This is a genomic window from Staphylococcus sp. FSL K6-3157, assembly GCF_038005145.1.
In the GTDB taxonomy this organism is placed as follows: domain Bacteria; phylum Bacillota; class Bacilli; order Staphylococcales; family Staphylococcaceae; genus Staphylococcus; species Staphylococcus equorum.
This window is the reverse complement of record NZ_JBBOSM010000001.1, coordinates 2,131,879-2,155,034: the sequence shown is the minus strand read 5'-3', so window position 1 is coordinate 2,155,034 and position 23,156 is coordinate 2,131,879. Positions and strand designations below refer to the sequence as shown.

The 23,156-nt window shown below is 32.5% G+C and carries 22 protein-coding genes; 12 read left to right on the top strand and 10 right to left on the bottom strand.

The window, feature by feature from the left end:
- Positions 1-172: 172 nt before the first annotated feature.
- From MHB47_RS10420 to MHB47_RS10410, 3 genes are all read right to left on the bottom strand, one after another.
- The gene (locus MHB47_RS10420) at positions 173-1,687 is read right to left on the bottom strand and encodes a peptide MFS transporter (RefSeq protein ID WP_340756553.1); all 1,515 of its coding nucleotides are present in this window, start codon (positions 1,685-1,687) and stop codon (positions 173-175) included.
- A gap of 290 nt (positions 1,688-1,977) precedes the next feature.
- Positions 1,978-2,478: a preQ(1) synthase gene (gene queF, locus MHB47_RS10415; RefSeq protein ID WP_002508304.1), complete on the bottom strand. Its 501-nt coding sequence runs from the start codon at positions 2,476-2,478 to the stop codon at positions 1,978-1,980.
- Between the two features lie 14 nt (positions 2,479-2,492).
- A complete protein-coding gene (locus tag MHB47_RS10410) occupies positions 2,493-3,380 on the bottom strand; it encodes a DMT family transporter (RefSeq protein ID WP_002508303.1) in 888 nt (295 codons plus the stop codon).
- 711 nt (positions 3,381-4,091) lie between these two features.
- Between MHB47_RS10410 and nrdI the strand changes: the two genes are divergently transcribed.
- The 8 genes from nrdI to MHB47_RS10370 all read left to right on the top strand — a co-directional run bounded on the left by nrdI (position 4,092) and on the right by MHB47_RS10370 (position 12,384).
- Positions 4,092-4,490 carry a class Ib ribonucleoside-diphosphate reductase assembly flavoprotein NrdI gene (nrdI, locus tag MHB47_RS10405; RefSeq protein ID WP_002512096.1) on the top strand — a complete coding sequence of 133 codons (399 nt, stop codon included), beginning with the start codon at positions 4,092-4,094 and terminating at the stop codon, positions 4,488-4,490.
- Positions 4,453-6,558, top strand: a complete 2,106-nt coding sequence (gene nrdE / locus MHB47_RS10400; RefSeq protein ID WP_340756550.1) for a class 1b ribonucleoside-diphosphate reductase subunit alpha — start codon at positions 4,453-4,455, stop codon at positions 6,556-6,558. The genes nrdI and nrdE overlap by 38 nt, the downstream gene beginning before the upstream one ends.
- A 116-nt stretch (positions 6,559-6,674) precedes the next feature.
- Complete coding sequence (nrdF, locus tag MHB47_RS10395; RefSeq protein WP_002508300.1) at positions 6,675-7,643, top strand: class 1b ribonucleoside-diphosphate reductase subunit beta; 969 nt, start codon at positions 6,675-6,677, stop codon at positions 7,641-7,643.
- Positions 7,644-7,973: 330 nt separating this feature from the next.
- Positions 7,974-8,942, top strand: coding sequence for an ABC transporter permease (locus MHB47_RS10390; protein ID WP_021339443.1), 969 nt, complete (start codon positions 7,974-7,976; stop codon positions 8,940-8,942).
- Positions 8,932-9,891: an iron chelate uptake ABC transporter family permease subunit gene (locus MHB47_RS10385; protein WP_340756548.1), complete on the top strand. Its 960-nt coding sequence runs from the start codon at positions 8,932-8,934 to the stop codon at positions 9,889-9,891. The genes MHB47_RS10390 and MHB47_RS10385 overlap by 11 nt, the downstream gene beginning before the upstream one ends.
- Positions 9,888-10,688 (top strand): iron ABC transporter ATP-binding protein, encoded by an 801-nt coding sequence (locus tag MHB47_RS10380; RefSeq protein ID WP_021339445.1) that lies wholly within the window; start codon positions 9,888-9,890, stop codon positions 10,686-10,688. The genes MHB47_RS10385 and MHB47_RS10380 overlap by 4 nt, the downstream gene beginning before the upstream one ends.
- 105 nt (positions 10,689-10,793) lie before the next feature.
- A complete protein-coding gene (locus MHB47_RS10375; protein WP_340756546.1) occupies positions 10,794-11,840 on the top strand; it encodes a ferrated catecholamine ABC transporter substrate-binding lipoprotein SstD in 1,047 nt (348 codons plus the stop codon).
- Positions 11,841-12,060: 220 nt separating this feature from the next.
- Complete coding sequence (locus tag MHB47_RS10370; protein ID WP_340756544.1) at positions 12,061-12,384, top strand: PH domain-containing protein; 324 nt, start codon at positions 12,061-12,063, stop codon at positions 12,382-12,384.
- Positions 12,385-12,565: 181 nt separating this feature from the next.
- On the opposite strand, the gene MHB47_RS10365 is transcribed toward MHB47_RS10370, so the two are convergent.
- From MHB47_RS10365 to MHB47_RS10355, 3 genes are all read right to left on the bottom strand, one after another.
- Positions 12,566-12,880: a CHY zinc finger protein gene (locus MHB47_RS10365; RefSeq protein ID WP_002508293.1), complete on the bottom strand. Its 315-nt coding sequence runs from the start codon at positions 12,878-12,880 to the stop codon at positions 12,566-12,568.
- An 11-nt stretch (positions 12,881-12,891) separates the two neighbouring features.
- Complete coding sequence (murB, locus tag MHB47_RS10360) at positions 12,892-13,845, bottom strand: UDP-N-acetylmuramate dehydrogenase (RefSeq protein WP_394342244.1); 954 nt, start codon at positions 13,843-13,845, stop codon at positions 12,892-12,894.
- 116 nt (positions 13,846-13,961) lie between these two features.
- Positions 13,962-14,498 carry a GrpB family protein gene (locus MHB47_RS10355; protein ID WP_340756542.1) on the bottom strand — a complete coding sequence of 179 codons (537 nt, stop codon included), beginning with the start codon at positions 14,496-14,498 and terminating at the stop codon, positions 13,962-13,964.
- A 127-nt stretch (positions 14,499-14,625) separates the two neighbouring features.
- On the opposite strand from MHB47_RS10355, the gene MHB47_RS10350 reads away from it, so the two are divergent.
- The 3 genes from MHB47_RS10350 (at position 14,626) to MHB47_RS10340 (ending at position 17,476) form a co-directional block, all read left to right on the top strand.
- Entirely contained in the window at positions 14,626-15,519 is an 894-nt protein-coding gene (locus tag MHB47_RS10350) for an EMYY motif lipoprotein (protein WP_340756540.1), read from the top strand.
- A gap of 152 nt (positions 15,520-15,671) precedes the next feature.
- On the top strand, positions 15,672-15,992 hold the full coding sequence (gene ytxJ / locus MHB47_RS10345) for a bacillithiol system redox-active protein YtxJ (protein ID WP_002508289.1): 321 nt from the start codon (positions 15,672-15,674) through the stop codon (positions 15,990-15,992).
- A 365-nt stretch (positions 15,993-16,357) separates the two neighbouring features.
- Positions 16,358-17,476, top strand: a complete 1,119-nt coding sequence (locus tag MHB47_RS10340) for a glycerate kinase (RefSeq protein WP_340756538.1) — start codon at positions 16,358-16,360, stop codon at positions 17,474-17,476.
- Positions 17,477-17,636: 160 nt separating this feature from the next.
- Here MHB47_RS10340 and pepT read toward each other — a convergent pair whose 3' ends face one another.
- The 4 genes from pepT to gdpS all read right to left on the bottom strand — a co-directional run bounded on the left by pepT (position 17,637) and on the right by gdpS (position 21,623).
- Complete coding sequence (pepT, locus tag MHB47_RS10335; protein WP_069819113.1) at positions 17,637-18,869, bottom strand: peptidase T; 1,233 nt, start codon at positions 18,867-18,869, stop codon at positions 17,637-17,639.
- Between the two features lie 11 nt (positions 18,870-18,880).
- Entirely contained in the window at positions 18,881-19,381 is a 501-nt protein-coding gene (locus MHB47_RS10330) for a threonine/serine exporter family protein (RefSeq protein WP_002508286.1), read from the bottom strand.
- Positions 19,382-19,395: 14 nt separating this feature from the next.
- Positions 19,396-20,157, bottom strand: coding sequence for a threonine/serine exporter family protein (locus MHB47_RS10325; protein WP_002508285.1), 762 nt, complete (start codon positions 20,155-20,157; stop codon positions 19,396-19,398).
- A 395-nt stretch (positions 20,158-20,552) separates the two neighbouring features.
- Positions 20,553-21,623, bottom strand: coding sequence for a GGDEF domain-containing protein GdpS (gene gdpS / locus MHB47_RS10320; RefSeq protein ID WP_002508284.1), 1,071 nt, complete (start codon positions 21,621-21,623; stop codon positions 20,553-20,555).
- A 409-nt stretch (positions 21,624-22,032) separates the two neighbouring features.
- On the opposite strand from gdpS, the gene MHB47_RS10315 reads away from it, so the two are divergent.
- Positions 22,033-23,097 carry a glycosyltransferase family 4 protein gene (locus MHB47_RS10315; RefSeq protein ID WP_002508283.1) on the top strand — a complete coding sequence of 355 codons (1,065 nt, stop codon included), beginning with the start codon at positions 22,033-22,035 and terminating at the stop codon, positions 23,095-23,097.
- The last annotated feature ends 59 nt before the right edge of the window (positions 23,098-23,156 follow it).

Sequence of the window (23,156 nt, the reverse complement as noted above, 5' to 3'; positions counted from 1 at the left end):
TCACAATAACAATATTCGGAAAATTCTGTTAATATTTTAAAGTTATTTTATTTGATTTTAATTTTAAAGCATTAACATTTAGTAAAATTAGTCTTTGTTGATAATGTACACAAAAAAGTAGTGGCACAATGAAGTGACACTACTTTTTTAAATCGTATTTAGTTTTGATTGTTTAGTAAACGCCTTTCATAGCACGTCTTACTTTTGGTGAAATCATAAGTAATAGAATACCAATGATTACAGCGATAAGACCTGAGTACATAAAGTAGTCACTTTGATTCATCTTTGTATAGACAACAACAAGTTGAGCGTTAAGCCCTTGTGCAGTTGCATTACTTAGCATCCATAGGCTCATCATACGTGCAGTGAACGTTAGTGGTGCTAATTTAGTAGTTGTAGATAAACCTACTGGTGAGATACAAAGTTCACCAATCGTAATCAATAAGAAACTTAGTACAAGCCATAATGGATTGATTAACGCGTTGCCTGTAGCTAATGGAATAATCATAATTAAATAGGAGAGGCCCGCGATAATCGTGCCGATAGCAAATTTATGTACGGTAGGCGGGTTGTACTTTCCTAATTTCATCCAAAGTGTTGCGAAAATTGGCGCCAAGAGCACAATGAAAATTGGATTTAATGACTGCGCCCATGCTGCAGGTATTGAAAAATCAATTAAACCATTTGTTAATTCTGACATTTCTAATTGTGTTTTTTTATCTGCAAATGTTGCAAGTATCGTTGAACCTTGTTCTTGAATCATCCAGAAAGCCACGGAAGTGATATATAAAGGTACATAACTATAAACACGTGAACGTTCATCTTTTGTTATATTCTTACTTAATATCATATTAAGGAATATGTATACCGGTAATACAATACCTAACAGTGTAATTAAGAAACTAAAGTTACCTAATGTTAAGGCATTATTTAAATGTAGAATCCATAAATATATTAAGAATAATACGATAACGCCAACAGTAATAAGTACGAATTTTTTGATTTCTGGTCTTGTTAACGGTATTGGCACATTGCGACCAGCTAACCCTAAATTCTTTTTACGTTTGAGTGCAAAAACGATTAGACCAAAAAACATTCCAATTGCTGCTGCTAAAAAACCAGCGTGGAAACCAATTCTAGTTTGCAATTGCCCAGTAATTAAAGGTGAAAGCAAAGCCCCTAAATTAATCCCCATGTAAAATAACGTAAATGCTGCATCACGTCTTGGATCATTGCGTTCGTATAATTCACCAACGGTAGTAGAGATATTTGGTTTTAATAACCCTGTACCTGCGATAATTAGAAGTAAAGCTATCATTGCTGCTGTTAAATTACCCGGAATGGATAATAGGATATGTCCAAACATGATGAGGAACCCACCATAGAAGACGGCATCTTGCGTTCCAGTAATCCGATCTGCAATCCACCCTCCGATAAGACCAGACATATAAATTAAAGTTCCGTAAATAGCAACAATTTGCATAGCAACTGCTTGGCTAAGCCCGAAGCCACCGTCAGCAACACTATAATATAGATAGAAAATTAATATGGCTTTCATACCATAGTAACTGAATCTCTCCCAAAACTCAGTCAAGAATAGTGTGCTTAGTCCTTTTGGATGTCCGAAGAAACCTTTGTTTGGAATGCTTTTCATGATTTCTTCGTGACTATGATTAACTTTTTTCATAATTTCCCTCCCCTTAAATGGTTGGATTTATTCTATACTGTTTCCATAAAAAAAACAAGTGTGTCCCTGAATTATTCAAATGTAAGTAAATTTTACACTATACATTTGAAAATTATGAAAATAGGGTGAGAATATCATATTAAAGTTTAGTAATTTATCCCCGTGAAAGCATACAAAAAACCATCGGCTAAATCATGTGACTTAGTCGATGGTTAAATGATGGTAGACATATATTAATATCCCAAAATTTCAATCCTTGTAGGTGAGGAGTAGAAAAAAATAGTAATTTATTATCTATTATCTATTTTTTCTGGATAAAGGTCATGATTCATTAAACGATGTTCTGCCATTTTTTCATACTTAGAATCAGGACGGCCATAGTTTGTATATGGATCTATTGAAATACCACCACGCGGCGTGAATTTGCCCCAAACTTCAATATAATGTGGATCCATTAAATCAATTAGATCATTCATTATAATGTTCATACAGTCTTCGTGGAAGTCACCATGGTTTCTAAAACTAAATAAATAAAGCTTTAACGATTTAGATTCTACCATTTTAATATTAGGAATATAAGAAATATAAATCGTTGCGAAATCAGGTTGGCCTGTAATAGGGCATAATGATGTGAATTCTGGACAATTGAATTTCACAAAATAATCGCGTCCAGGGTGTTTGTTATCAAATGATTCTAAAACATCAGGTCTATAATCAAAATCATATTTATTGTTTTGATTACCTAATAATGTAATATCTTCTAATTCTTCTTTATTGCGTCCTTCAGTCATTGCATATCGCTCCTTTAGCGTTTAGGTTTTTGTTCTTCTTTTTGAATTGTAAGTGGTTGTCGACGTGCTTTTTCAAACATATAGTAACTGGCACCTATAATAATAATATAGCCTAAGATAGCGAATGAATCTGGTGTTTCGCCGAATAATATAAAACCAAATACTGCGGTAAATATAATAGATGCATACGTGAATATTGAAATATCTTTAGCTGGTGCGTAACTATAAGCCAGTGTTATACCAATTTGTCCTGCAGCAGCTGCTAATCCTGCACCGATTAAATAAACAACTTGCATCATAGACATGGGTTCAAATGTAAACACAGTAAAAGGTATCAATACTATAATGGAAAAGAATGAAAAATAAAATACAATAGTGTAAGGTGCTTCACGTGTACTCAATGCTCTGACACACGTATAAGCACTTGCTGCAAAAATACCAGAGAATAACCCGCCCAATGCAGGAATCATAGTGGAGGAGAATTCTGGTTTAACAACAAACAACATACCAAAAATGGCTACAATCATAGCTACAAATTGATAATTACGTACTTTCTCATTTAAGAAGATAATACTTAGTAGTATCGTCCAAAATGGGTTGAGCTTCATTAATGTATCTGCATCACTTAAAAGCATGTGATCGATAGCGTAGATATTAAGTAACACACCAATCAATCCCAACGTTGAACGAGAAATCAATAAAGGCTGACTACTTAATTTGCCAAATAAGGGCTGTTTATACTTTAAAATAAAATATAATGGTATAAACATTGCTACTAAATTTCGAGCGAGAGACTTTTGAAATACAGGCAAGTCACCGGCTAATCGGAAGAAGACAGTCATAAAACTAAAGCCAACTGCTGAAACTAAGATAGCAATGATACCTTTAACTTTAGGATTCACATGTATCGCCTCAATTTTTAATTTTTAACGTATTCATATTAGCATATATGCTCTGAATATGTATATATGGTTGAAAATCGAAGAGAAATATATTAAGATATAAATACGAACAAACGTTCTATTATTTAGGGTGAATCTTTTACTTATAAGAATAGAATATATGATAGTGACACATTGTATTTCACACAATGTATAAAATGATTTTGTGTAAAAGACGACACATCAAGCATTGCAAGATTTTTATGAAAAGCAAATAATAAAACCTTAAAATCACAAAAAAATATTTTTTGATTCATGAATATCACTTTAAGGTTGAATTGGTGCCATTTCTATTGATTATTCAACATTTTGTCGGAAATAAAAGCCTTTTAATAATCTTCTGAGTTATGTATAATGAAACACATAATATAGTATTGATGACCAGGACGAAACACAATATATAGTGTTTTATTACGTGGTCAATTTATTTATAATAAATCAAAATTTATGTAAAATCACACTGTTTTAGGCTCTTAAACATGACAAATCAAGCATTAATACTTAATTATTGAGTTTTTACATAACTACATATAGATATAGAAATTACTATATATTGTGGTTAGTTCGAGAAACTAAGTTATTTTGATTTTTTCAAAGTGCCTTTAAGCATTTAAATATAATACATGATTTTATCATAATAAGATAAATATATTTTAGAAAGTAGGTGATCCGATGAAGGTTGTATATTTTTCATTTTCTGGCAATGTGCGTAGATTCATAAAGCGAACTGAACTTACCAACGTAATGGAAATCACACAAAATAATTGTTCTGAAAGAATGGATGAGCCTTTCATATTGGTCACTGGAACAATAGGGTTTGGCGAAGTACCGCCACCTGTTCAGTCATTTTTAGATATTAATCACGACTTATTACAAGCTGTTGCAGCTAGCGGAAACCGAAACTGGGGACAAAATTTTGCAAAAGCTGGACGATCTATTTCGGAACGGTATCAAGTTCCATTATTAATGAAGTTTGAATTACATGGCACAACGAACGATATAAGCGAATTTAAAGATAAGGTGGGGCATTTCAATGAAGATTATGGACGAGAAGAAATACAATCATATTGAATTAAATAACGAAGTTACCAAGCGCAAAGAAAATGGTTTTTTTGATTTAGAAAAAGATCAAGAGGCATTAGCAGTCTATCTAGAAGAGATACAGGATAAGACAATTTATTTTGATACTGAACTTGAACGTCTTCACTATCTCGTTGATAATGATTTCTATTTTGATGTATTTGCTAAATATTCAGTGGCAGAATTAGAAGAAATCACTGATTATGCTAAAAGCATTCCATTCAATTTTGCGAGCTACATGTCTGCAAGTAAGTTTTATAAAGATTATGCATTGAAAACGAATGATAAAAGTCAATATTTAGAAGACTACAAGCAACACGTTGCAATTGTTGCATTATATTTAGCAAATGGACATAAAGCTACAGCTAAACAGTTTATTTCTGCAATGGTTGAACAACGTTATCAACCTGCAACACCAACATTCTTAAACGCTGGACGCGCACGCCGCGGAGAACTTGTATCTTGTTTCTTACTTGAGGCAGATGACAGTTTAAATTCTATCAACTTCATTGATTCCACAGCGAAACAATTAAGTAAAATTGGTGGCGGTGTTGCGATTAACTTGTCTAAATTACGTGCGCGTGGTGAAGCAATCAAAGGTATTAAAGGTGTAGCAAAAGGTGTACTACCTGTTGCAAAATCACTTGAAGGTGGCTTTAGTTACGCAGATCAACTAGGACAACGCCCAGGTGCTGGCGCAGTATATTTAAATATCTTCCACTATGATGTTGAAGAGTTTTTAGATACGAAAAAAGTAAACGCTGATGAAGATTTACGTTTATCTACAATATCAACAGGTTTAATCGTGCCGTCTAAATTCTTTGATTTAGCAAAAGAAGGTAAAGATTTCCATATGTTTGCACCACATACTATTTTTAAAGAGTATGGTGTGACATTAGATGATATTGATCTTGATGCATATTACGATGAACTTGTCGCAAATCCAAATATTGATAAAAAGACAAAAGATGCACGTGACATGTTAAACACAATTGCTCAGACACAATTACAATCTGGTTATCCTTATTTAATGTTTAAAGATAATGCTAATAAAGTTCATGCAAACTCAAACATTGGCCAAATTAAAATGAGTAACTTATGTACTGAAATTTTCCAATTACAAGAAACTTCAATTATTAACGATTATGGCACAGAAGATGAAATTAACCGTGACATCTCTTGTAACTTAGGTTCGTTAAATATCGTTAACGTAATGGAATCAGGTAAATTCAAGAATTCAGTACACACGGGTATGGATGCATTGACTGTAGTAAGTGATGAAGCAGACATTCAAAACGCACCAGGTGTAAGAAAAGCAAATAGTGAGTTACATTCAGTTGGTTTAGGTGTAATGAACTTACATGGTTATTTAGCGAAAAATAAAATCGGCTATGAGTCTGAAGAAGCAAAAGACTTTGCTAATATCTTCTTTATGATGATGAACTATTATTCCATTGAACGCTCAATGGAAATTGCTAAAGAAAGACAAGAAACTTATAAAGACTTTGATAAATCAGATTATGCCAATGGTAAATATTTTGAATTCTATACTTCACAAACATTCGAAGCGAAATTTGAAAAAGTACGCAAATTATTTGATGGTTTAGAGATACCATCTCCAGAAGATTGGAAAGCATTGCAAAAAGAAGTTGAAGCAAATGGTTTATTCCATGCATATCGTTTAGCAATTGCGCCAACACAAAGTATTTCTTATGTACAAAATGCGACAAGCTCTGTTATGCCAATCGTCGATCAAATTGAACGTCGTACTTATGGTAATGCTGAAACATTTTATCCTATGCCTTTCTTATCACCAGAAACAATGTGGTACTATAAATCAGCATTTAATACAGATCAAATGAAATTAATCGATTTAATCTCAACGATTCAAACACATGTGGACCAAGGTATTTCTACCATTCTTTATGTTAATTCAGAAATATCAACGCGTGAACTGTCTCGACTATATGTTTATGCACATCACAAAGGATTAAAATCGTTATATTATACTAGAAATAAATTGTTAAGCGTTGAAGAATGTACAAGTTGTTCGATATAGAATTTTAAGTAACGGATAAGCAATGTGGTTTTTTACAAGCAGCCTAGTCTTTTATATAGATTAGGCTGTAAATCACTGCTTAATTAAATTTTTACTGGATAGGGGAATTTATCTAAATGAAAGCAGTCAATTGGAATACGCAAGAAGACATGACAAATATGTTTTGGCGACAAAATATTTCACAAATGTGGGTAGAAACAGAGTTTAAAGTATCAAAAGATATTGCAAGTTGGAAGACTTTATCTGACGCAGAAAAGAACGCCTTCAAAAAAGCTTTAGCAGGTTTAACAGGATTGGATACACATCAAGCAGATGACGGTATGCCACTTATCATGTTACACACAACGGATTTACGTAAAAAAGCGGTCTATTCATTTATGGGTATGATGGAACAAGTCCATGCTAAAAGTTATTCGCATATCTTTACAACGTTACTACCTTCCAGTGAAACGAACTATTTATTAGATAAATGGGTTTTAGAAGAACCACATTTAAAATACAAATCAGATAAAATTGTAAATAACTATCACAAACTTTGGGGTAAAGATGCGTCTGTATATGATCAATATATGGCACGTGTATCAAGTGTATTTTTAGAAACATTCTTATTCTATTCTGGTTTCTATTATCCACTTTACCTTGCAGGACAAGGAAGAATGACAACATCGGGTGAGATTATACGTAAAATCTTATTAGATGAATCTATCCACGGTGTATTTACAGGTATGGATGCACAAAGTATGCGTAATGAACTGTCAGAAAGTGAAAAACAACAAGCAGATCAGGACATGTATAAGTTGTTAGATGACTTGTATAAAAACGAAGTAGCGTACACACATTCACTATATGATGAAGTAGGAATAGCAGAAGATGTACTAAATTATGTTAGATATAATGGTAATAAAGCATTAGCTAACTTAGGCTTTGATTCATACTTTGAAGAAAAAGAATTTAACCCAATTATTGAAAATGCGTTAGATACTTCAACGAAAAACCATGACTTTTTCTCAGTTAAAGGTGACGGTTATACGTTAGCGTTGAATGTTGAAGCATTAAAAGATGAAGACTTTGTATTTGAAGATTAAAATAAAATTGTTGCAGTTATGTAATTTGGTTAAGTCTGTTTAAGACTGCCCAGATAACATGACGCTACAAGAAAATACTAGGAACAATGCTTCCTATTTTAAGAGCTGCTAGATTTTCCGAAAGGAGAATTTGGTGGCTTTTTATTTGGTGAAAATAATTTGGAAGGTCATTTTTTTACATAATTTACGAATACTTTTACTAAAATGGCCTATTGCTATTGAATTTACCGCCAAAAATGTTAAAATTTTAATATAACTATTGATAATGATTATCAAAACCAATAGTGTTTATGAATTCATTGTACATCGAAAGGATTAGGTTACCTCATTATGAAATTCTTACTTAATGGTATTGTCCTATTTATTATTTTATTATTATTAACTATCCTTTCTCTATTTATTGGTGTCAGTAATGTTTCAATTACAGACATATTCCACTTATCTAAAGAGCAAATAAACATAATTGTATCTAGTAGGATTCCGAGAACGGTAAGTATATTAATCTCTGGAAGCACGTTGGCACTTGCGGGATTGATTATGCAACAAATGATGCAAAATAAATTTGTTAGTCCAACAACTGCAGGAACGATGGAGTGGGCTAAGTTAGGTATTTTATTATCGCTGATCCTATTTCCAGAAGCAAATATTATTATTAAATTAGTATTTGCGGTCACGCTAAGCATTGGTGGCACCTTCCTGTTTGTGAAATTAGTTCAATTTATTCGATTTACTGATGTCATTTTTATTCCACTCTTAGGGATTATGCTCGGTGGTATCGTTTCTAGTTTCGCTACATTTATTGCCTTAAGAACGAATGCGGTACAAAGTATCGGAAACTGGATGAATGGGAATTTTGCCATTATTACAAGCGGGAGATATGAAATATTATACTTAAGCATTCCTTTATTAATACTTACATATATATTTGCGAATCAATTTACGATTGCTGGGATGGGGAAAGATTTTAGTAATAATCTAGGTGTTAATTATGAAAGAATAATTAACGTCGGTTTATTTATTACTGCAACAATTACTGCATTAGTAGTTGTGACAGTTGGAACACTTCCATTTTTAGGTTTGATTGTTCCCAATATCGTTTCTATATTCAGAGGAGATCATTTAAAAAACGCATTGCCACATACAGCAATGTTAGGTGCTATTTTTGTAATGTTTTCAGATATAATCGGCAGAATTGTTGTGTATCCTTACGAAATCAATATTGGATTAACAATTGGTGTTTTTGGCACTGTTATTTTTATAATCTTGCTGATGAAAGGACGACATAACTATGCAAACTAGCCCTAAAACAAAACTATCTATTTTATTTGCAGTAACAGTGGTAGCTGCAGCTCTTTACCTTGTGATAGGTATTGATTTTGATATTTTCCAGTATCAATTTTCTAGCCGATTAAGAAAATTAATACTGATGATATTAGTCGGAGCCGCAATCGCAGCTTCAGTAGTGATATTCCAAGCGATTACAAGTAACCGGTTACTAACACCTTCAATTATGGGACTTGATTCTGTATACATGTTTGTGAAGGTTCTAATCGTGTTTGCATTTGGCGTACAGTCTGTATTTGTTACTAACTTGTATCTCAGTTTTGCAATTTCATTATTAGTAATGATTGTTTTTTCATTACTTTTATTTCAAGGTATCTTCAGAATTGGTGATGTTTCTGTTTATTTCATCCTACTCGTAGGGGTTATACTCGGGACCTTTTTCAGAAGTATTACTGGATTTTTAGAATTAATAATAAACCCAGAAGATTTCTTGGCTGTACAAAGCTCCATGTTTGCAAACTTTGACGCATCTAATACTAAATTAGTAACGCTCTGTGGTGTTATATTAGTTATTCTCATTTTGATTACGATGCGGGCTATACCATATTTAGATGTGCTTTTATTAGGAAAAGATCAAGCAATCAATTTAGGTATTTCATATAAAACGTTAACGAGATTATTGCTAATACTCGTTTCAGTGCTTGTATCTGTTTCAACAGCACTCGTTGGTCCGATTACATTTTTAGGATTATTAACTGTTAACTTAGCACATGAATTGATGAAGACATATGAACATAAATACATATTACCAGCAACTATTTTAATGAGTTGGCTAAGTCTATTCATAGCACAAGGTGTAGTAGAGAATTTATTCCAAGCAACGACGCAAGTAAGTATAATTATTGATCTAGTAGGTGGAAGTTACTTCATTTACTTATTAATAAAAAGGAGACATGCGAATTGATACGAGTACAAGGGCTTAATAAAAATATTCAAGATAAAGAAATTTTAAAAGATATTAATGTTGATATAAATAAAGGACGACTCACTTCTATGATTGGACCAAATGGCGCTGGGAAAAGTACATTGTTAGCCGCAATTACACGCCTAATGGACTTTGAAGATGGCTCTATAGAAATCGAAGGTAAATCAATTAGTGATTATAAAAGTAATGAATTAGCTAAAAGATTATCGATACTTAAACAATCTAATCATACAGAACTCAATATTACGGTAGAGCAATTAGTCAATTTTGGACGATTTCCATATTCTAAAGGTCATCTCAAACAAGAAGATAAAGAACAAGTTGAATATGCGTTGGAATTGTTACATCTTAAAGAGATTAGAAATCGCTATATAAAAACACTATCTGGTGGGCAACGTCAACGTGCATATGTAGCCATGACAATTGCGCAAAATACAGATTATATCTTGTTAGATGAACCATTGAATAATCTTGATATGAAACATTCAGTTCAAATTATGCAAACATTACGACAACTCGCAAAAGATTTAAATAAAACTGTAATCGTTGTTATTCACGATATTAACTTCGCTTCTTGTTATTCAGACGATATTATCGCTTTAAAAGACGGTGAAGTTGTCAAAGCAAGTACAAAAGATGAGGTTATTCAAACAGATACATTAAAAGCTTTATATGACATGGATGTAAGAATTGAAGAAATCCGCGGTCAACGCATTTGTGTGTATTTCGATGAGCTCACAGCAACTCAAGATTTAGAGCTCGCATACTCAATGTAATTCCATTCGTAACATTTGAAGGGAGTGATGCAACTGTAACGTGGTTATACTTTTTAAGGGCATAAAAGGAATACATCATTAGGAAAATCAGGAGGCGTAAGAAACATGAAAAAATTATCTTTATTATTAGTTGTAGGTTTAATGTTTTTATTAGTAGCATGTAGTAATGGTGGATCAGAGGATAAAAAATCATCTGATGCAAAATCAGAAAGTGAAGGTTCAAATAAAACTGTAAAAGTTGAAAATAATTATAAGGCTAGTGGGGAAAAACGTGATGGCAGTGATGCTAAAACGGTTAAAGAAACAGTAGAAGTGCCAACAAACCCTGAAAAAGCAGTTGTTTTTGATTATGGTACATTAGATACATTGAAAGAATTAGGACTTGAAGATAAAGTTAAAGCACTTCCTAAAGGTGAAGGAGCTAAGTCACTACCTGATTTCTTAAGCGATTTTAAAGATGAAAAATACTTAAACACAGGAAGCCTAAAAGAAGTTAATTTCGATAAAGTTGCAGAAGCTAAACCAGATGTAATTTATATTTCTGGGCGTACAGCAAATCAAAAAAATCTAGATGAATTCAAAAAAGCAGCACCAGATGCAAAAGTTGTATATGTTGGCGCTGACGACAAAGACCAAGTGAATTCAATGAAGAAAAACACTGAAACATTAGGTAAAATTTACCAAAAAGAAGACGAAGCAGAATCACTTACTAAAAAATTAGATGATAAAATTGCTGGCATCAAAGAAAAAACAAAAGACTTAAAAGATGAAAAAGCATTATTCTTATTAGTTAACGAAGGTGAATTATCAACATACGGTGCTGGAGAACGATTCGGTGCAATGATTTTTGATACAATGGGCTTCACAGCTGCAGATGAAAATATTAAGAGTAGTAAACACGGTCAAAACGTAACGAATGAGTATATAGCAGAAAAAAATCCTAATATCATCTTTGCTATGGACCGTGGACAAGCAATTGCTGGTAAGTCAACAGCTGAACAAGCTTTAGGTAACGACGTTATCAAAAATGTAGATGCTATAAAAGAAAACAAAGTTTATGAATTAGATCCAAAACTTTGGTACTTCGCAAGTGGTTCTACAACTACATCAATTAAACAAATTGAAGAAGTAGAAAAAGCAATTGAAAAATAATATTTAAAAAGGATAATCGTGGGGGATACAATTCCTTTCAGAAAGTCGACAAAGCCATATGGCTTTGTCGACTTTTTATGTTTCAAGAAGATAGTTTGGGGTGGCTTGGAACTTTAGATTAAACATTTTCTTTGTTATGCTAAAAATGAATTGATTAAGTACGTGAAAATTCATTTTTAAAACTTGTATAATATACTAAAGAAAAGGGTGAGTGAAGTACATGATTTTAGATAATGTAAATCCAAGTGATTTATTTCCAACTGAGAACAAGGGGCCAAGTGTATTAGGTACAATAGAATATTCAGTTCAAGGTTCTTCAGAATTTGAAGGTGCTTTTATTGCAACAAATGAACGTATTATTTTAAATGTTGATATGAATGGGGAATTTTATTACAGAAGTATTGCTTATAAAGAAGTAGAACAAATTAGTTACGATGGTGAAAAAATTGATTTTACTTTTAATATTGGACCAATGCCAATGAAGCAAATACAAAAAGGTGATGCAGAAGCCTTTGTACAATTTGTAAAAGAACAAATAAAATAGTGTGTGAATTTTAAAATAAAGTACATAGTGCCAAGCCTTAAAGTTATTTTATATTTGTTTCCCTAGTTAAGCTTGTACTTGAAAATCGGTATAAGTTTATTTTTAATATAAAAAGGTACTAATCCATTAATTAACGGATTAGTACCTTTTTCAATTCATTAATAAGCATAACGCATGAAGTTTATATAGAAAAATAAAGATGGTAATGATATTTACAACGATTATTAAAGTGGCCATCACACTTAGGACAGGCTTCAATCATCATATATTCATTGATTGTCATTTCATGTCTACATACACCACATAAAATTGCTTTTTCATTAAATTCACTAGAATCCCATCTTTTTATAGCATGTGATTCATGTTCGTTATGACATTTATAGCATGGATAGTATTTACCGCAACACTTAAATTTAATTGCGATGATGTCTAATGGTGTTGGATAATGCGTGCAACGTGCTTCATTGTCTACAGTAGAACCATATATATTAACCATAATCAATTCTCCTAATTATCGTTTGGGTGTTCGCCAATAATTCTAACTTCTCGATGTAGTTCAACATCAAATTTCTCTTTTACTACTTTTTGAACGTGGTGGATTAGATCTTCATAGTCTGTTGCGCTTCCATTGTCTACGTTCACCATAAAGCCAGCATGTTTCTTAGACACTTCGACGCCACCAATACGATGACCTTGTAGTTCAGCATCTTGAATCAATTTACCGGCAAAGTGGCCAGGAGGACGTTGAAACACACTACCACATGATGGATATTCTAAAGGTTGCTTAGATTCTCTTCTTTCCGTTAAATCATCCATTTTTTCTTGGATATCTTGTTTGTCACCAGGCATTAAAGTGAATGCTGCTTCGAGAACGACTAAATGTTCTTTTTGAACAATACTATTACGGTAATCTAACTCTAAATCTTTATTAGTTAATGTAATGAGTTCACCTTTATCATTTACACACAGCGCATAGTCAATGCAATCTTTGACTTCGCCGCCATATGCACCAGCATTCATAAAAACAGCGCCACCAATTGATCCTGGGATACCACAAGCAAACTCTAAGCCAGTTAGCGCATGGTCTCTAGCAGTACGAGATACATCGATAATCGCTGCACCACTGCCTGAAATAATAGCATCATCTGAAACGTCTATATAATCTAGTGAGAGTAAGCTAATTACAATGCCTCTAATACCGCCCTCACGAATAATAATGTTTGAGCCATTGCCTAAATAAGTGACCGGGATATCATTTGTATATGCATAGTGAACGATAGATTGGACATGTTCATTTTGGGTAGGTGATAAATAATAGTCTGCTTGACCACCAGTTTCAGTATATGTATAACGTTTTAATGGTTCGTCTATTTTAATAATTTCTTTTGGAACAATTGCTTCTAATTCTTTTAAGATGTCATCTTTATGCAAGTCTAGAACATCCTTTCCTGTTGAATTCATTTTGTTTATTATACCAATGATTACCCGTCTTTGCTAAATAGTAAAGCAATTTATTAAAGGTTTTATAGTTTTATTCAAATTTTAAGCTGTTGATTAAATTAATAAGTCATCATAAATCATTTTAATAATGACTTGTGGTCTGTTTGTTCAATTAATTGTTGAAATAGCATTAGTTTGTGTTTTTCATAATCACGAATGGTTACGTTATGACTTGCTAAACGTTGTTTTATATTATTAAAATGCATGGCAATCATACTGTTTGAAGCCAGTAAATTATTCATCTCTAAATAATCAGTGTAGAGTGGCGTGTCTGTTTGAATAATATGTAGTCGTGTGATTTGTTTTAACTCAATAAGATTGTTAAATTGAGCCATGACTATTTTTTTCTTATATGGATGGTGTAATCGATATAAGCCTTCATAATTCAAACGCTTTTCGTCTAAAGAAGTCACGTCATGTAAATTATTTACCCCAACTAAAATATCTAATATAGGTTCAGTAGGATACATGAAGTGTCTTGTGCCTCCGATGTGATGTGTTGATTTAACAGGTGTATCCAATAAATTGAATAAAACGTTTTTGAGATAATTATATCGCTGGGTGAAATGATTGTTATTATCTTCAGTTATAAATAATTGTATGCGTGAATACATATAGGTTGACCACTCCTTTAAATGTTATTATATAACTGTTAAACTGTAAATTCTGAAACAATATATCATATATCATTTTCAAGTTAAATAAGTTTCTGTATAATATGTAATGATAAGGAGTTCAGAAATGAAAAAAATACTGTACATTGTTTTATTAGTTTGTTTTTCTATTTCACTAGCTGCCTGTAACAACGAAGGAGAGAACGAATTCAAAGATTTTGATAGTTCGTTAAATGATGTGAAAAATAAAGAAAAAGAACTAAGAAATGTTATGGATGACATACAATTAAAACGTTTAGATAATTTGAGTAAGACAGATATGACAGATAAAAACAAGAAAGCATTTAATGATTTGCAAAATGAATTAAATAGCAAATTGATTCCTAAACTAGAAGAATACGAAACAGCAGCAAAAAATTTACCAACGGATTCAAATGAAACAAAAGAGCTTAAATCTACTTATTTAGATTCAGTAAAAAAGAAAAAATCAGCAATCAATGAGTTGAAAACGTTTGTTGATCTATGTAATCAATCGATTAAAGCAAATGAAGATATCTTAGAATACACAAAACTATTTGAAAAAAACAGATCACAAGTAGAGGACAATATACAAAAAGCTAGTACAGTTGGTAATAGTACAGATGTTACTAATTTTAAAAATAAATTAGAACAAAACAATAAAGACTTAAAAAACACTGCAGAAGAAGAGGCTGATTCTACAGATTCAAATGAAATAAAAAAATCTATTAAAGAGCAAATTATGCCATTAATTACTAAGCAAATTAGAGACTTGAATAAAGCTGAAATAACAGATGCCTATGTCAATGACGCTCGAAAAAATGCTATTGAGATGTATTATAGCTTGCAAAATTATTATGAAACAAGAGAAGAAACTATTGAAATTAGTGAGCAATTAGCGAAAATAGATTACAATAAGTTACCTCAAAAAGGTGAAGAACTAGAACAGTATGAAACTACTTTTAATAAGAAATATCAGAAAGCTAATGATAACTACAATTAATAGATGTATAAGTTAAGTTATAAGAATTTGAATAAACTGTTAACAATAAAAAGAGAATTGTGTATAATTGGAAACAATGATATGAGAATATCGTGGAACTTTCACACTTGGTGAGACTTAGGGTGTGTTAAATATTTTTAGAGGTGAATAGAATGGCTATAAAGCTGAGTTCGATTGACCAGTTTAAGCAAATTATTAAAGAAAACAAATATGCATTTGTATTGAAGCATAGTGAAACATGTCCGATTTCAGCAAATGCAATGGACCAATTCAACAAATTTTTATATGAAAGAGATATGGATGGTTACTACTTAATCGTACAACAAGAGAGAGATTTATCTAATTATATAGAAGAACAAACAGATGTGAAACACGAATCGCCACAAGCATTTTATTTTGTTGAGGGACAAGCAATTTGGAATGCAAGTCATGATAAAATTAATGTTGCTTCTTTGGCAAACGCTGAAGAGTAAAAACAAATTTAATTACATTTAGAAACGCTTGTTAATCTTTTATCAACACTAAGAGATTAGCAAGCGTTTCTTTTAATGTGAAAAATTTCCTAATGGCATGTATAATAAATAAGTGAATGAGAAATATAGACTGCTATTTGGTAGTGAACGAATTTATAGAGCTAAACTTTATAATTTATAGCGTTGGTTATGAGTTAGAACGCTTAATTGCAAAGCAAGTGTGTTTTAAATGCTCGCATAGGGATATAAACCAACATATGTACTATTATAATAAATAAGTCTACAGAGGGAAGATGATTTTCATAGAGTTATGTATAATCATCATAAAATAACAGTTATTAACAAAATAATTTGAGGTGACAAATATGAAAGTTTTAGTAGCGATGGATGAATTTAATGGTATTATATCTAGCTATCAAGCCAATCGTTATGTGGAAGAAGCGGTAGCTAGCCAAATAGAAAAAGCAGATATTGTTCAAGTGCCATTATTTAATGGTCGTCATGAACTTATGGATTCTGTCTTTTTATGGCAGTCAGGTACGAAATATAAAGTGCCAGCACATGATGCAGATATGAATGAGGTGGAAGCGGTTTATGGCATTACTGATAACCATATGACCATTATTGAAGGTAACTTGTTTTTAAAAGGGGACAAGCCAATCATTGAGCGTACAAGTTATGGTTTAGGCGAAATTGTGTTAGATGCATTAGATAATGATGCAGAACATATTATTATGTCTTTAGGTGGCATAGGCAGCTTTGACGGTGGTGCAGGTATGCTACAAGCACTTGGAGCTAAATTCTATGATGATGAGGCTCAAGAAGTGGATTTACGTCAAGGTAGTAAGATGTTGAAATATATACGTAAAATAGATATTTCTGGCATTCATCCACAATTGAAAAATGTACGTTTTCAGTTAATGTCTGATTTTGACAGTAAACTATATGGTAAAAATAGTGAAATTATGCAAACATATGAACTTTACGGAATGACACGTCAAGATGCTGCTGAAATAGACAACTTACTGTGGTATTTAAGTGAAATTTTCAAAAGTGAGCTAAAACTGACAATGGGTCCTGTTCAAAGAGGTGGCGCAGGTGGTGGTATTGCTGCAGCCTTAAATGTACTTTATGATGCCGAAATTATGACAAGCCACGAACTGGTAGATCAAATTACTCATTTAGATAATTTGATACAACAAGCGGATTTAATTATATTCGGTGAAGGTGTAAATGAAGCAGACCAAATCTTAGAAACAACAACAGTGCGTCTTGCAGAGTTAGCAACCAAACATAATAAACCATCTATTGCCGTATGTGCAACAGATGACAAATTTGATTTGTTTGAATCAATGGGTGTTACTGCTACATTTAATACGTTTATAGAAATGCCTGAAAGCTTTACAGACTTCAAGATGGGTATTCAAATCAGACACTATACAGTACAAGCAATTAAATTATTGAAAACACAATTTGAAGTGTAAACAGGTAGATGTTAAACATTTCAAACACATGCTAAATAAACGACTGTAAGTAGACAAGGAACGAATATAAGTATATATGAGTAATAGAAAAAGCGTAGATTTCTCAAAGTGAGGAATCTACGCTTTTTTATTGAGCATGGATCTATATAACAAATTTATTTTACTTTTTATAAGTGTTTACGACTTCTTGCGCAATGCCAATAATAACATCTACAGCTTTTTCCATAACATCAATGGAAGCATATTCAAAAGGTCCGTGGAAATTAGCGCAACCTGTAAAGATATTAGGGGTTGGTAGTCCCATATATGAAAGTTGAGACCCGTCTGTTCCACCACGAATAGGGGCTGTATTAGCAGGGATTTCTAACTTTTCAAAGACACGTTTAGGTATATCAATTACATGTGGGTTTGGTTCGATTTTTTCACCCATATTATAGTATTGATCATTGATTTCGATTTCTATCGGTGCATCAGTATAATGCGTATTAATATCATTTTTAATCTCAACAAGACGCTTCTTACGTAATTCAAAATGATTTCTATCATGATCACGAATAATATAGTGTAATGTCGTTTTTTCAACATCACCGTTCATTTTCATTAAATGATAGAAACCTTCGTAATCTTCTGTTCTTTCGGGTACTTCATTTTGTGGTAATAATGAATTGAATTGTTGACCCAAGAGAATAGCGTTAATCATAGCATTTTTAGCAGAACCAGGATGTACATTGACACCGTGACACGTAACGATTGCTTCTGCTGCGTTGAAACTTTCATATTGTAATTCGCCCAATTCACTACCATCCATAGTGTAGGCGAAATCCGCATTAAAGCGCTCAACATCAAAGGCATGAGGGCCTCTGCCAATTTCTTCATCTGGCGTAAAAGCGATACGAATAGGTCCATGTTTGACTTCTGGATGTTCCGTTAAATACTTCATTGCTTCCATGATTTCAACGACACCAGCTTTGTCATCAGCACCTAATAGTGATGTGCCATCTGTGACCATTAACGTATGACCTTCTACGTGTTTCATAGCAGGAAATACATCTTGGCTCAATATACGACTCGTTTCACCTAATTTGATAGGTTGGCCATCATAATTTTCTATAATTTGTGGATTTACCTTTGATGCGTTGAAATCAGGCGAAGTATCAACATGTGCCAAAAAGCCAACGGTAGGTAAAACTTCGTCAACATTACTTTCTAATGTTGCGAATAAATAACCTTGTTCATCAATGTCAGTTTCTAAACCTAAATCCGTTAACTCGTCATTTAACAAATTTAGTAAATCCCATTGCTTCTCAGTAGAAGGCGTAGTATTAGACTCTGGATCAGATTGTGTATCTATTGTTACATATCTTGTTAATCTATCAATTATATCAGTTTTCAAAAAAACACCCCTTAAGCTCTATTGTTCATATTGTAAGATTTTTTATATGTTTTACCATTCATTCTACCATAATGTTGTTTAATCCGTGTATTGAGATGATAGATGATTTCTGCACATAGAATACCAAAAGCAATCGCGCCTGAAATCAACGTGACTTCAAGAAATGTATTTGTAGCGAGTGTATATTGATTACTAACTAAATAACGCGTCGCTTCATATGCTAAACCACCTGGTACTAATGGGATAATCCCTGGAACAATAAAGATAATAACAGGTCGTTTGTAACGTCTACTCATTACGTGACTCATAATTGCTAAAATAAAGCTTCCTAAAAATGAAGCCATTACTTTACCGAAATCCAAGTCCACAGTAAGTTTGAAGATAATCCAGCCCATTGCGCCAACGAAACCACAAGCTAAAAGGAGTCGACGTGGTGCGTTAAAGATAATAGAAAAAAGCATTGTTGCTAAAAAGCTGACAATAAATTGTAAAACATAATAGCCGATGAGCATATAAGCACTCCTTTTTAAAATATTAATAAAACAATGGCAACGCCGGCACCAATTGCAAATGCTGTGAGAGCTGCTTCAACGCCACGAGACATACCAGCAATCAATTCTCCAGCCATTAGATCACGAATAGCATTAGTGATTAATATTCCTGGTACAAGAGGCATGACGCCAGCTATGGTTATAAAGTCTTGGTTTTCTGCCAGACCTAATTTAGTGAATGTGGCGGCGACCGTTATAACAACTACTGCACTAAGGAATTCTGAAAAGAATTTAATTTGAATATAGCGTTGTACAAAATCAAAAGTTAAAAACGCACCAGCTCCGGCAATAATTGCGAAAAAGAAGTCGTTAATTCCGCCGCCAAACATGATTAAGAAGAATCCACATGCGACTGCTGCTGCGAAGAATTTTGTAATAGATGAAAATTGTAAAGAAGCGTGATGCAAATGTATGAGCTCTGATTTTGCCTCGTCTATATCTAATTGATTATTTGAAATTTTACGCGATAAACTATTGGTTAAGGCGATCTTTTCTAAATCAGTCGTTCTTTCACGAATACGTACGAGTCGTGTGTTCGTACGATCATTAAGGGAAAAAATAATTGCTGTAGAAGTTACAAAGCTATATGTATCATCTAAACCATAATTGGCAGCAATTCGTGTCATCGTATCCTCGACACGATAGGTTTCAGCGCCACTTTCTAGCAAAATTCTTCCCGCAATAAGTACGACGTCAATCACTTTGTTTTCATCGATGATAGTGATTGTATCTGACATAGTTGGTCACCTCCTGAAATGATTTTATAACAATTGAAAGTTTACAGCGTACAACAGTAACTTTCAATAACGATTCATACTATGTTATTAATTTTTGAACTTCATTATATATTGTAACAAACATAATTTTGCAATTGTTGTTTTTAAGTTAAAAAATTAACAATTGAAATATGCGCTTGAATCTAGATTTTAATTTTAACATATAGATTCTTTGAGTGTTGACTGTGTCTGTTTTAGACGTATTTATTTTTTTGAAATTGGAGAGAAATTACATAATTTGAAACGTCTCTACAAAAAGCGAGCACAAAAAAAGAGTGTATGTATGAAATCAAAGATTGAACCTTGATTTCATACATACACTCCCAGTTTGAACAGTGTTAAATTTGGTAATGTTTTTATAATTTAACAATTGGATTAAACATAACTTGATTACGACCTTCATTTTTTGCCATATGCAGCATGTCATCCGCAATTTTGAATACTTTACGTTGAGATTTGTAATCTTCTTGAGTTAAGTAACCTACACCAATGGATACAGATAATTTGATGACTTCTTTATTTGGCATATGGAAAGTAGATTGTTCAACCCCTGCACGAATATTTTCACTGAGTTTTACACATTGATCTAAAGTATAATCGTATAAAACAATTGAAAATTCTTCGCCGCCATTACGATAAATACTAAATTGTTGAGGTACATAATTTTTTAATAGTTGAGCTACTTGTCTAAGCACGGCATCGCCAGATTTATGTGAAAATTTATCATTTACATCTTTGAAACCATCTATATCAATGAGCAATAATCCTAAGCTCTCATTGTTTTCTTCAGCGATACGCGTCGTTTCATTTAGATGTCTGTCAAATTCTTTAACATTTCCCAAGCCAGTTAAATAGTCCAGTTTATCTTCATTTTCGTAACGATTAACTAATGAGAAAAAATGCCAAATATCAACAAATGTGATAGAAGAAGTAATCGTTAAAATAAAGGATAAGGGTATTAAGAACAACACTTCTGTTAATTCATAATAAGGGCTAATAAGTGATAAAATAACCAAAATAACTAATGTAATTGCATTAAGGATTTGTAATGAAACAATGTCGCTTTGTTTTAAGAATGGTCCAACTGCACCGACTACGATGGCTATAACAATGAGAATCGTAGCAATAATAATAGTGAAATCACCAATTAGCACATTGACTACAGAGACAATGACTGCGGCTAGAACGGTGTATACCATATTTGTGTATCTACCTAAGAATAAAATAGGTACAAATGATAAATAGAGTGCGTATTCATTGAATAGTGGCACTGGATAGGCGGATAGTAAAAGTGCTACTATCGTCATTAAAATAGTGACGTATTCTTTTGAAAACACCATGTTTTTATTTTCTGAATACTGTAAGCGATGGAATAAGTAAATTCCTGCCACAATAACAGAGATGTTGTAGATAATAGCTTCAAACATTTAACGTTACACTCCTTTGAATAAACACTTAGTTATTGTAAGTGAAAACTTACATTTTGTCATCACTATAGAAATAGAAATTGATAACATTCACTTAATATTCATGTTAAAATATTTGTCTGAGTGATTATATAAAAATCACTTAGTTTATAATTAAAAATCAAAACGAATTCGTTTATAGAATATTAATTATCTCATTACTATTTGTATAAGTAAAAGCGTATGAGGTATTATAGTATTAAGTGCATAAATATTTAGATATGGTAGGTGTGCAATTTATTAGAGTTGCATCAACATCACAGACCATTTTATAGATAATATAAATTTGCAGTTTAAAGTTAAAATTATTTTCAATGTAACGACTTTGAAATTCAAAATAATCAAGAATTATATTAATGAAGGTGAACTGATGTATACATTATTATTAATCATTTTTTCAATGATTGTCAGTTTAATACTAACACCAATAATTATAAAGGTTTCTCATAAACTAGGCATTGTAGATAAGCCAAATTTTAGAAAAGTACATACAAAACCCGTTTCTGTATTAGGCGGAACTGTAATACTTTTTGCGTTTCTATTAGGGATATGGCTAGGACATCCGATAGAAACCGAAGTTAAACCGCTTGTTATTGGATCAGTATTAATCTATTTGGTGGGACTTGTAGATGATATCTATGATTTGAAACCAGTTATAAAATTAATTGGCCAAGTAATTGCAGCACTCGTCGTTGTCTATTATGGAGTGACGATTGATTTTATCTCCTTACCAATTGGGCCTACGATACATTTTGGCGTATTTGGGATCCCTATCACAGTGATTTGGATTGTAGCCATCACTAATGCAATTAACTTGATCGATGGATTAGATGGATTAGCGTCTGGTGTATCGATGATTGCCTTGATGACAATTGGCTTTATAGCAATATTACAAGCAAATATTTTTATTATGATGATTTGTAGTGTCTTAATAGGTGCGCTTTTAGGATTCTTATTCTTCAATTTCCATCCAGCTAAAATATTTTTAGGTGATAGTGGTGCATTACTTGTAGGATTTATTGTAGGATTCCTATCATTACTCGGATTTAAGAATATAACTTTCATTTCACTATTCTTCCCGATTGTTATCTTAGCAGTGCCGTTTATTGATACGTTGTTTGCGATGATACGTCGAGTGAAGAAAGGTCAGCATATTATGCAGGCAGATAAATCGCATTTACATCATAAATTATTAGAATTAGGTTATTCACATCGCCAGACCGTAGTACTTATATATTCTATAGCATTACTATTTAGTCTTGCTAGTATTATATTATATTTATCTCAACCATGGGGTGTACTCATGATGCTCATTCTTATTTTAGTTACAATTGAGCTTATTGTAGAATTTACTGGTCTCATTGATGATGATTACAGACCTTTAATGAAATTAATTGAAAACAAACAACAGAACAAAGACGATGAACATCATTAATAAAGAGGCTTCCAAGACGGAGGCCTCTTTATTTTATACTCACATACGTAGAATTTGGA